Annotated in this window: 12 protein-coding genes; all 12 read right to left on the bottom strand. The window is 70.7% G+C overall.

What is annotated here, in order from left to right:
- Positions 1–129 precede the first annotated feature (129 nt).
- Positions 130–1386: a UDP-N-acetylglucosamine 1-carboxyvinyltransferase gene (murA, locus tag Q7W29_15080; protein MDO9173145.1), complete on the bottom strand. Its 1257-nt coding sequence runs from the start codon at positions 1384–1386 to the stop codon at positions 130–132.
- 70 nt (positions 1387–1456) lie between these two features.
- Positions 1457–2335 (bottom strand): peptide chain release factor N(5)-glutamine methyltransferase, encoded by an 879-nt coding sequence (prmC, locus tag Q7W29_15075; GenBank protein ID MDO9173144.1) that lies wholly within the window; start codon positions 2333–2335, stop codon positions 1457–1459.
- A gap of 30 nt (positions 2336–2365) precedes the next feature.
- Positions 2366–3445: a peptide chain release factor 1 gene (prfA, locus tag Q7W29_15070; protein MDO9173143.1), complete on the bottom strand. Its 1080-nt coding sequence runs from the start codon at positions 3443–3445 to the stop codon at positions 2366–2368.
- A 1-nt stretch (position 3446) separates the two neighbouring features.
- Positions 3447–4430: a DUF1385 domain-containing protein gene (locus Q7W29_15065; protein MDO9173142.1), complete on the bottom strand. Its 984-nt coding sequence runs from the start codon at positions 4428–4430 to the stop codon at positions 3447–3449.
- Positions 4431–4623: 193 nt separating this feature from the next.
- A complete protein-coding gene (gene rpmE, locus Q7W29_15060; protein ID MDO9173141.1) occupies positions 4624–4842 on the bottom strand; it encodes a 50S ribosomal protein L31 in 219 nt (72 codons plus the stop codon).
- Between the two features lie 156 nt (positions 4843–4998).
- Complete coding sequence (rho, locus tag Q7W29_15055; protein ID MDO9173140.1) at positions 4999–6246, bottom strand: transcription termination factor Rho; 1248 nt, start codon at positions 6244–6246, stop codon at positions 4999–5001.
- A gap of 220 nt (positions 6247–6466) precedes the next feature.
- Complete coding sequence (locus Q7W29_15050; protein MDO9173139.1) at positions 6467–7660, bottom strand: tetratricopeptide repeat protein; 1194 nt, start codon at positions 7658–7660, stop codon at positions 6467–6469.
- Between the two features lie 200 nt (positions 7661–7860).
- Positions 7861–8343 (bottom strand): periplasmic heavy metal sensor, encoded by a 483-nt coding sequence (locus Q7W29_15045; GenBank protein ID MDO9173138.1) that lies wholly within the window; start codon positions 8341–8343, stop codon positions 7861–7863.
- On the bottom strand, positions 8340–8789 hold the full coding sequence (locus Q7W29_15040) for a zf-HC2 domain-containing protein (protein MDO9173137.1): 450 nt from the start codon (positions 8787–8789) through the stop codon (positions 8340–8342). The genes Q7W29_15045 and Q7W29_15040 overlap by 4 nt, the downstream gene beginning before the upstream one ends.
- A complete protein-coding gene (locus tag Q7W29_15035) occupies positions 8789–9337 on the bottom strand; it encodes a sigma-70 family RNA polymerase sigma factor (protein MDO9173136.1) in 549 nt (182 codons plus the stop codon). The genes Q7W29_15040 and Q7W29_15035 overlap by 1 nt, the downstream gene beginning before the upstream one ends.
- Positions 9338–9365: 28 nt before the next feature.
- The gene (locus tag Q7W29_15030) at positions 9366–9941 is read right to left on the bottom strand and encodes a periplasmic heavy metal sensor (GenBank protein ID MDO9173135.1); all 576 of its coding nucleotides are present in this window, start codon (positions 9939–9941) and stop codon (positions 9366–9368) included.
- A 104-nt stretch (positions 9942–10045) separates the two neighbouring features.
- Positions 10046–10303, bottom strand: a 258-nt coding sequence (locus tag Q7W29_15025) for a tetratricopeptide repeat protein (GenBank protein MDO9173134.1), incomplete at its 5' end; no start/stop codon positions are given.

Here is a 10303-nt window from a genome sequence, read left to right as displayed (position 1 = left end):
CGATGCTGATGCCGCGCTCCTGCTCCTCCTTGAGGCGGTCCGTCTCGATGCCGGTCAGCGCCTTGATCAGCGCCGACTTGCCGTGGTCGACGTGGCCGGCGGTGCCGAGGATGAAGCGGCGCTCGACGCTCACGCGTCCTCCCGCCGGATCTTCCCGCCCAGCGCCGCGAACTTCGTCTCGATCCGCTCGTAGCCGCGGTCGATGTGGTAGATGCGGTCCACGGTGGTGGTCCCGGCGGCGGCCAGACCCGCCATGATCAGCGCCGCCGAGGCGCGCAGGTCGGTGGCCATCACCGGCGCCCCGGACAGGCCGGGCACGCCGAAGATCGTGGCCGTCGCGCCGTCGAGCCGGATGTCCGCGCCCAGGCGCCGCAGCTCGGCGGTGTGCGTGTAGCGGTCGGGGTAGATCGTCTCGCTGATGTGGCTGGTGCCGTCGGCGCGCGTCAGCACCGCCATGAACTGCGCCTGCATGTCGGTCGGGAAACCGGGGAACGGGCGCGTCACGATCTCCACCGAGCGCGGTCGCCCGGGCGCCGCGACGCGCACGGAGTCCGCCGTCTCCTCCACCGTGCAACCCATGCTGCGCAGCACCGCCATCGGCTCGCCCAGGTGGTCCGGCCGGCAGTCCAGCACCGCGATCTCGCCGCCGGTCATCGCGGCCGCGGCCAGGAAGGTGCCCGCCTCGATGCGGTCCGGGATCACGCGGCAGCGCAGCGGGTCGAGCGCGGCGACGCCGTGGACCGTGAGGGTGGTGGTGCCGCCGCCCTCGATGCGGGCGCCGGCCCCGATCAGGGCGTCGACGAGCTGCGTGACCTCGGGCTCCACCGCGCAGTTGGCCAGCACCGTCTCGCCCTCGGCCAGGACCGCCGCCATCAGCACGTTGCAGGTGGCGCCCACGCTGCTGGGCTCGAAGCGGAAGTTGCCGCCGCGCAGGCCGCGGGGCGCGCGGGCGTTGATGTAGCCGCCCTCGAGATCGGTCTCGGCGCCCAGCGCGCGCAGGCCTTCCAGGTGCAGGTTGACCGGGCGCGGCCCCCAGGCGCAGCCCCCGGGCAGCGAGACGCGCGCCTCGCCGCGGAACGCGCACAGCGGCCCGAGCACGTACACGCTCGCGCGCATGGTCTTGACGAGGTCGTAGGGGGCTTCGATGCCGGTGGCGTCGGCGGTGTCCAGGCGCAGCACGCCGTCGGTCAGGTCGCACTTCACGCCCAGGATCGTCAGCAGGCGCATGAAGGTGCGCACGTCGCGCAGGTCCGGCACGTTGCGGATGACCGACTCGCCGCGGGTCAGCAGCGCGGCGGCCATCAGGGGCAGCACGGCGTTCTTCGCGCCGCTGCAGCGCACCTCGCCCGACAGGCGGACGGGGCCCTCGATCACGAAGCGGTCCATGCTGTGCTCCTCGTGTCTCAGGTCGCGGGTCGCGGGTCGCGGGTCGCGCCCGCGGCCGGTTCCGTCGCCGCTACATCCGGCCGGTCACGACCCGGTCGCGGTCGCAGTAGTCCTTCTTCACTGTCAGGGACGAGAACCCCGCATCCTTCAGCAGCCCGGTCACATCCAACGCCTGATCCTCGCCGATTTCAAGCGCGATCCACCCGCCCGGCAGCAGCCAGCCCGGCGCCTCGCTCGCGATCACGCGGTAGGCATCCAGCCCGTCGGGACCGCCGTCCAGCGCCGCGACCGGGTCGTGTGCGGACACCTCGCGCGGCAGCCCGGCCAAGTCGCCGCGGCGCACGTACGGCGGGTTGCTGACCAGCAGGTGGGCCTGCCCGCGCAGGGCGGGCGGGAACGGCTCGCACCAGGGCCCCTCGTGCACCTCGACCCGCGCGGCCACCCCCAGCCGGCGCGCGTTGGCGCGGGCCAGGGCCGCCGCCCGCGGGTCGATCTCCGAGGCGTGGACGCGCAGCCGCGGCATCTCCGCCGCCAGCGAGCAGCCCACCACGCCGGTGCCGCAGCCGATCTCCAGCGCCAGGGGCGCCAGCCAGCTGCTCGTGCCCCCGGTCAGCAGCCGCACGGCGGCCTCCACCAGGCGCTCGGTCTCGGGTCGCGGGATGAACACCCCCGCCTCCACCTGGAAGGCGCGCCCGTAGAACTCGGTCTCCCCCAGCAGCGTCTGCAGCGGCACGCCCGCGGCGCGCTGCCGGACCAGCTCGCGGTAGCGGTCGATCTCCCCGGGAGCCAGGGGCCGGTCGTGGTTGACGTAGAGGTCGATGCGCGCGAGCCCCAGCACGTGCCCCAGCAGGCGCTCGGCGTTCAGTCGCGCGGAATCGATGCCGCGCTTCTCGAAGAAGGCGGCGGTCGCCTGGATGAGCTCGCGCACGCTCTTGAGGGCTTCGGGCACGCGGATCTCCCGGCTGGAGGGTCGCCCCGGTCAGGCTCCGTCGCTGCGGCTCTCGGAGAGGGCTTCCTGGCGGCGGTGGTCCTGGATGGCCTGCATGACCTCGTCCAGGTCCCCCTGCATGATGGCCTCGAGGCTGTGCACGGTCAATCCGATCCGGTGATCGGTGAACCGGCTCTGGGGGAAGTTGTAGGTGCGGATCTTGGCGCTGCGGTCGCCGGAACCCACCAGGGTCCGCCGCTCCGCGGAGCGCGCGCTGTCCTGCGCGGCGATGGCCTGCTCGAGCAGGCGCGAGCGCAGCACCATCATGGCCTTGGACTTGTTCTTGTGCTGCGACTTCTCGTCCTGGCACTGGACGACCAGGCCCGTCGGCAGGTGGGTGATGCGCACGGCCGAGTCGGTGGTGTTGACCGACTGGCCGCCGGGGCCGGAGGCGCGGTAGACGTCGATGCGCAGGTCGTTCTCGCCGATCTGGACGTCGACCTCCTCGGCCTCGGGCAGCACCGCGACGGTGACGGCCGAGGTGTGGATGCGGCCCTGGCTCTCGGTGGCGGGCACGCGCTGGACGCGGTGCACGCCGCTCTCCCAGCGCAGCAGCCCGTAGACGCCTTCGCCGCGCACGGCGTAGCTGATCTCCTTGACGCCGCCGGCGGTGCCGGGGGTCGTCTCGAGCAGCTCGACCCGCCAGCGGCGGCGCTCGGCGAAGCGCACGTACATGCGGGCGATCTCCTCGGCGAACAGCGCCGCCTCGTCGCCGCCCGTGCCCGCTCGCACCTCCAGGATGGCGTCGCGGTCGTCGTTGGGGTCGCGGGGGAGCAGCGCCAGCTCCAGCTCCGCCTCGGCCGCCGCGAAGTCGCGCTCGCAGCCGGGCAACTCCTCGCGGACCAGGGCCAGCAGCTCGGGATCGGTCTCGCCGTGCAGCAGCTCGCGGTGGCCGGCGAGCGTCTCCGCCAGCGCCTCCCACCGCCCGGCGATCTCCAGCACGTCGCGCAGGTGGGCGTGCTCGCGCGAGACGTCGCGGAACCTCTGGCGGTCCTTGACCAGGTCGCCGTCGCTGAGCTGCTGCTCCAACGCCGTCGACTTCTCCCGCAGGCGGACGATGATGTCCTTCACGTCAGGCCTCCGCCGGCACGGCCGCCGGCGCGTCGTAGGTCCGCGTCCGGAAGCCCTCGGGCTCGGGTTCGAGCACCGCCCGCAGGGCGGCCAGGCCCACCTCGAGCTGGGAGTCGTCGGGGCGGCTGGTGGTGATCTTCTGCAGCATCAGGCCCGGCCAGATCAGGGGCCGCACGAACCAGGCGTTGCGGAAGCGCCCCGAGAGCTTGATCGCCTCGTAGGCCAGGCCGCCGATGACCGGCACGAAGGCCAGCCGCAGCAGGCGCTGCCCGACGTCGTCGGGGCGGCCCAGGAAGCTGAACACGACCACCGAGATCAGCATCACGAAGAACAGGAAGCTGGTGCCGCAGCGCGGGTGCAGGGTCGTGAAGGGGCGCGTCTGGTCGACCGTGAGGTCGCGGTGCGCCTCGAAGGCGTGGATCGACATGTGCTCGGCGCCGTGGTACTCGAAGACGCGCGCCATGTCCTTCATCCGCGAGATGAGCATCAGGTAGGCCACGAACATCACGATGCGGATCACGCCGTCGATCAGGTTGAAGCCGAACCCGTGGCGCACGCCGGTCAGGTCGGTCAGGACCAGCGGCAGGTAGAAGAACAGGCCCAGGCTCAGGATGAAGGCCACGACGATCGTGCCCCACATCATGGCCGTGTCCTTGAAGCCCTTCTTCGTCTCGACGCGCTCCTCGGTCATGGCCTGGTCGGCCGAGAACATCAGCGCGCCGATGCCCAGCCCCATCGACTCGATCAGGTGGATGCCGCCGCGCAGCACCGGGACGTTGAGGAAGCGCCACCGGCGGAACACGCTGCGGAAGGGCTGCTTGCGCACCACGATCCTGCCGTCGGGCGTGCGGACGGCCGTGGCGATGGCCGTCGGCGAGCGCATCATCACGCCTTCGATCACGGCCTGGCCGCCGACGGCCAGGTCCATCTCGCGGGGGTCGCAAACGCGGGGCGCCTCGCTCCCGGCGGCCGGTTGTCCGTTCATCTGGTTCCGTCCTCGCATGGCTGCAGGTGACTGCTCCGCCCGCCGGGCGGAGCGCGGCCCCCGCCGGGGGCTCCCACAAAGAACGAGGGTGCCGGCCCTTTCGCCAGCACCCTCGCGGAATCCTCCCGGGCGATCGTCCCCGGGTCCCGTCTCTCCGGGCGTCCGGCGCGGCGGCTGTCGCCGCTGCGCGCCGCTAGTTCTGCTTGTCGCCGTAGACGCCCTGGTACCGCTTCTTGAAGCGCTCGATGCGTCCGGCGGTGTCGACGATCTTCTGCTGGCCGGTGAAGAACGGGTGGCAGTTGGAGCAGATCTCCACGTTGATCTTCGGCAGCGTCGAGCGGGTGTGGACCACGTTGCCGCAGAGGCAGCTGACCTCGCACTCGACGTACTTGGGATGGATGTCCTTCTTCATTGCTCTCACCTTCGCAACCGTTGGTTTCGGCCCCGGCAAGCCCCATAATTAACTCCGGGACCCCGAAAGGGCAAATTTTTTGTCCGGCATCGGCGCCGGGCGGGCGATCGGGCGACGGCGGCCGGCTTCAGGCGCAACACGCTGCCGACAATCGCGTTAGGTGTTCATCGCCGCCAGGAACTGCTCGTTCGTCTTGGTTTTGCTGAGCTTGTCGATCATGAACTCCATCGCCTCGTGCGGGTTGTAGTCGCTGAGGTACTTGCGCAGCACCCAGATCTTGTTGAGGTCCTTGCGGTCGATCAGCAGGTCCTCCTTGCGGGTGCCGGACTTGAAGATGTCCACCGCGGGGTACACGCGCTTCTCGGCGATCTTGCGGTCCAGGACCAGCTCCATGTTGCCGGTGCCCTTGAACTCCTCGAAGATCACCTCGTCCATGCGCGAGCCGGTCTCGATCAGGGCCGTGGCGATGATCGTCAGCGAGCCGCCCTCCTCGATGTTGCGCGCCGCGCCGAAGAAGCGCTTGGGCTTCTGCAGGGCGTTGGAGTCGACGCCGCCGGACAGGATCTTGCCGGAGTGGGGCACCACGGTGTTGTGGGCGCGCGCGAGGCGGGTGATCGAGTCCAGCAGGATCACCACGTCGCGGCCGTGCTCGACCAGGCGCCGCGCCTTCGCGAGCACCATGCTGGCGACCTGCACGTGGCGCTCGGCCGGCTCGTCGAAGGTCGAGCTGACGACCTCGCCCCGGACCGAGCGGGCCATGTCGGTGACCTCCTCGGGCCGCTCGTCGATCAGCAGCACGATCAGCACGACCTTGGGGTTGTTCTCGCTGATGGCGTTGGCGATCTTCTGCAGGATGATGGTCTTGCCGGCCCGTGGCGGCGAGACGATCAGCCCGCGCTGGCCCTTGCCGATCGGCGCCATGAGGTTGATCAGGCGCGTCGTGATGTCCCCGTTGGCGCATTCGAGGTTCAGCATCTCCTCGGGGTACAGCGGCGTGAGGTTGTCGAAGAGCGTCATGTTCTTCGCCTTCTCGGGGTCCTCGTAGTTGACGGACTCCACCTTGAGAAGCGCGAAGTAGCGCTCGTTGTCCTTGGGCGGGCGCACCTGGCCCGAGACCGTGTCGCCGGTCTTGAGGTCGAACTTCTTGATCTGCGAAGGGGACAGGTAGATGTCGTCCGGACCGGGCAGGTAGTTGTACTTGGCGGAACGCAGGAACCCGTAGCCCTCCTGCAGGACCTGGAGCACCCCCTCGGCGTAGATCAGGCCGTTCTTCTCGGTCTGCCCCTCGAGGATCTTGAAGATCAGCTCGGACTTGCGCAGGGTGCTCAGGCCCTCGATGTTCAGCCCCTTGGCGATCTCCACCAGCTCGGTGATGTTCTTGTCCTGCAGTTCCTTGATGTCCATTTCGCTCCCGTGGCCGTGGCCGGCCGGGCCTGGGTCGGTGGGTGTTCTTCCCCGTGGAGATTCTATCGGCAAGGCCGCGCAGGGCGTTCGCGCGGCGTATCGGACGGGTTGTCGCCGGGTCTGGATATCGCGTGCGGGTTCCGGAGCGGCCACCACGATACTGCAAGCGCCGTGCCTTGTCCAGGCCGGGGCCCCGACGGCCCCGGCCGCGAGTCGGGGGTCAGTTTTCGCCCGACAGCTTCCGGTAGGTTGCCATGTTTTCGTTCATCAGGGCCTCGTTGCCCAGCTTCCCGTGGCAGAGGCCCAGGTAGAAGAAGCCGTTGACGCTCTCGAAATACTGCCCGACCAGGGCGTTGCCGGTGTTGACGCCCTTCTCGAACTGCTCGCGGGCCTGCCGCTGCAGTTCGGCCTGGCGCGTCGGGTCGGTCTCGGCGGCGGCCTCCTTATCCAGGTCGTCGCCGTACTTGTAGTGGATCTGCAGCTTCTGCAGCAGGGTGTCCTCTTCGGGCACGGACTCCAGGCGCAGGGCCTTCTCGTAGAGGTCCAGGGCCGTGGCGTAGCGGTGCACATCGATGCCACTGTAGAGGCCGGCCGCCTGCAGGACGAGGAAGTAGACGTCCTCGTCGTTGCCCACGTCGTCGTCGGACTCGTAGATCCCCACCACGCGGACCAGCAGGTCGGCGGAGCGCTCGAACTGCCGCTGGTCCTTCGACAGGTTCGCGATGTCGATCAGCAGCGGGGCGTCGTCGGGATGGTCGGCCAGCAGCTGGTCGTAGATCGCGGCGGCCTCGTCCTTGCGGCCGAGCCTGCCCAGCACGTTGGCCTTGTCCGAGAGCAGCTCGTAGGCGCCGGGGTTCTCGGCGAGCACCTGGTCGAGCAGGTTCAGGGCCTCGGTGTAGAGCTCCTGGTTCTCGCCGGAATCGGTGGCGAGCTGGATCTTCATGCGCGCCAGGTTCTTGATCGGGGCGATGGAGTCGGGCAGGCAGGCGTAGGCGAGCCGGAACTGGCCCTCGGCGGCCTCGTAGTACTGGCCCTGGTACTCGTTCTTGGCGTCGTTGTTGCGCAGCACGTAGCTGTACATCAGGGACTCCTGGACCCGCTCGGCCAGCGTCGGGTCCATGGCCTTCGCCTTCTGGTAGTAGTCGTAGGCGGTGGTGTAGTTGAGCTTGGCCGCGAGGAACTCGTTGTCGCGCACGTTCTCCTCGGCCTGCTTGGTGTGCGCTTCGCCGAGGTAGAAGAAGGCGTCCGCCTCGTCGGGGCTGTATTCCAGGCCCTCGTGCAGCACGTCGATCGCCTTCTGGTACATCTGCTGGTCGATGTAGAGGATGGCGCTGGTCACGTGCGCGGATCGGCATCCGGGCAGGGCGAACAGCAACACCAGGCCGGCGGACACGAGGATGCGCTTCGACGTCATTCGGATTCCCCCTGAGGACACACACACGGCAGCCGGCCAGCTTGAGGATCGGGATCTGCCGGGGTGGGGACGTGGCGCCGGTTCCGGCCGGTCAAGGCGCAAGGGCCGCATGGAGACTGGGCGCCGCGGAAAGCAATGAGCAACAAGAATTAAATGCCGCCGCCGGCTCCCTGTCAAGAGGAGACGGCGGGGGCGGCGCCTCAGCGGGGCGGGCGGGAGCCGCGCTCCCAGGGCAGCATCTTCAGGAACTCGCGACGCTCCTCGGCCGTCATGCTGCCGAGATCCTCGACGAGCGCCTCGGCGACCGTCGAGTCGAGCCGGGCCTGGGCGGCCGTCATGGCCCGCACCAGCGGCAGGATCGCGGCCCGGTCCAGTTCGGGGCTGTTCAGGGCCTCGCGCAGGGCCAGCCGGGCGGTCTCGACCTCGTCGCGCAGGCCGTCGACGCGCGGGCGCATCCGCTCGCGCAGCTCCTGCAGCCGGCCGTGGCGCTCGGGATCGAAACGGCGATTCGGGGGTTGCCCGTGCCCCTCGCCCCGCATCCCGCCGCCCGGGCCGGCGTCGTCCCGGAACCGGCAGGCCGCGACCGCGGCCGAGGCGTCGTCGCGCACCCGGCGCAGCGCCAGGCCGAGCCCGACGTTCAGACCCAGGGAGACCAGCAGCAGCAACAGCAACAGGCGCTTCATCGTGTTCCCCCTTGCGCGGGATCGTACCAAGCCGTGGCGATCAGGCCGTCGAGATCGGAGGCCGCGTCCTCGGACAGCAGCGTGCCGGCGATGATGTCCTGCGTCAGGATCTGCGCCACGCCGGTCGGTTCCCCGGCGAGCCGGTCGCCCAGCACGACGCCGCAGACCAGCGCCGCCGCCGCGGCTGCGGGGAAGGACCAGCGGCGCCAGTCCCTGGCGCCGGACCGCTCCCGCAACGGGTGCAGGGCGGCGGCGATCCCCTCCCAGGCCGGGCGGTCCGGCGCCGGGGCCGTCAGCTCTCCCAGCGCGCTCCAGGCGGCTTCGCTCCGCGCGAGGAGCCGGCGGCAATCCTCGCAGGCCGCGCAATGCGCTTCGATCTCCTCGCGGGCGGCCCGGTCGAGGCTTCCGCCCAGCCAGGCGGTCAGTCGTGTGTCGATGTGGTTCATCAGCCTGCTCCTGGTTCGGGTGCGAGTTCCCGGCGCAGCGTGTCCAGCGCCCTGACCAGCAGGGACTCGACCGCACCCTCGCTCGTGCCCATCGCCGCGGCGATGTCGCGCTGGCTCAGGTCGTGGTACCGCCGCAGCACCAGCGCTTCACGCTGACGCGGCGGGAGTCCCGCCAAAGCCCGTTGGAGCCGCTGCCGCAGCTGCTCCCCCGCGACGACCGCGTCGGGCGCGGGCCCGTGCCCGGCCCGGTCGTGAACGTCGATATCGAAACGAACCCAGCCGACGATCTTGCGCCGCCGCGCCCAGCTGCGCGCCAGGTTGCCGGCGATGCGGAACAGCCAGCTCTGGAAGCGGCCCTCGGGCCGGTAGCTCCCGGCGTGGGCGTGGACCTTCAGGAACGTGTCCTGCGTCAGGTCCTCGGCCTCCTCGCGCGACCCGGTCATGCGCCAGTGGAAGGCGTGGACCTGGCGCTCCCAGCGCTCGACGAGGAGGCGGAAGTCCGCCTCCTCGCCCGCGGCGATGCGCGTCATGAGCTGGTCGTCGTTCACGGGTCGTCACTCTCCGCTTCACGCCTGGTCAGCGATTCCCTCCGCGCGGCCCGTGCGGGCCGTCGCCGTCACACGCGCCGGGAGCGCAAGCCTGGCCGCCACGGTGCATCCCGCGGCCTCCCTGCATGTCGCAGCCGCCCCGCATGCCGCAACCGTCATCGGGACCGGGCCGGCCGCCGCGGCCGCCGCGACCGCGCGGGCCGTCGCCGGGCAGCGGCATCCGGTCGCGCTGCTCGGGCGTCAGCTGCTCGCGGACCGCCAGGCGCGTCTGCATCCGACGCACCTGCTGCTCGGTGCGCAGCTCGCCCATCCGTTCGATGAGCCGCGCGGCGGCAGCGGCGTCGGGCTGGTCCTGCATCATGATCCCCTGCAGCTCGTGGCGCAGGCGCAGGATCTCCTTGCGGGTCTCGCGCCCGCGCTCGCGCGACTCCTCGCGGATCTTGGCGATGGCCGCGGTCTGGGCCTCGGTCAGGTCCAGCCGCGCGAACATGCGGTCGGGACCGTCCCCGTCGCCGCGGACGCAGGGCGCGTTGCCGGGTCCGGCCCAGGCGGCGGCGGCCACGATCAGGATCAGGGCGGCGATGAACGGGATGCGGGTCCTCATGTCGATATCCTCCGGCGTGTGGGGTCTTGCGGCAAGGTTCGTTGCCTCCGCTTGCAGATTCGTGCCCCCGAACGCGCGGACGCCGCCGATCCTGCGCGGCCGGATCAGGGTCGCGCGAGCAGCGAATCGACGCGGGCCAGCTGTTCCCGCAGTCCCGCGTGGCCGGGCAGTCGGCGCCGGCCCGCATCGAAGACCGCGCGCGCCTCCGGGTAGCGATGCGCGCGGGCCAGGACCACACCCAGATCCAGCCAGCCGCGGGGATCGTCGGGCGCGACCTCCGTCAGGCGGCCGGCGAGCGACTCGGCCTCGTCGGCGCGACCGGTCCGTGACGAGGCGACGACGGCCTGGTGCAGCAGGTCGGG

Source organism: bacterium, from assembly GCA_030654305.1.
In the GTDB taxonomy this organism is placed as follows: domain Bacteria; phylum Krumholzibacteriota; class Krumholzibacteriia; order LZORAL124-64-63; family LZORAL124-64-63; genus PNOJ01.
This window is presented reverse-complemented; position numbering and strand designations above follow the sequence as displayed.

Bases quoted from the DNA above. Each gene is read 5' to 3' on its own strand.
- Q7W29_15050 (MDO9173139.1), bottom strand. From the start codon at position 7,660: ATGACGTCGAAGCGCATCCTCGTGTCCGCCGGCCTGGTGTTGCTGTTC.
- Q7W29_15065 (MDO9173142.1), bottom strand. From the start codon at position 4,430: ATGAACGGACAACCGGCCGCCGGGAGCGAGGCGCCCCGCGTTTGCGAC.
- rho (MDO9173140.1), bottom strand. From the start codon at position 6,246: ATGGACATCAAGGAACTGCAGGACAAGAACATCACCGAGCTGGTGGAG.
- murA (MDO9173145.1), bottom strand. From the start codon at position 1,386: ATGGACCGCTTCGTGATCGAGGGCCCCGTCCGCCTGTCGGGCGAGGTG.
- Q7W29_15040 (MDO9173137.1), bottom strand. From the start codon at position 8,789: ATGAACCACATCGACACACGACTGACCGCCTGGCTGGGCGGAAGCCTC.
- rpmE (MDO9173141.1), bottom strand. From the start codon at position 4,842: ATGAAGAAGGACATCCATCCCAAGTACGTCGAGTGCGAGGTCAGCTGC.
- Q7W29_15030 (MDO9173135.1), bottom strand. From the start codon at position 9,941: ATGAGGACCCGCATCCCGTTCATCGCCGCCCTGATCCTGATCGTGGCC.
- Q7W29_15045 (MDO9173138.1), bottom strand. From the start codon at position 8,343: ATGAAGCGCCTGTTGCTGTTGCTGCTGCTGGTCTCCCTGGGTCTGAAC.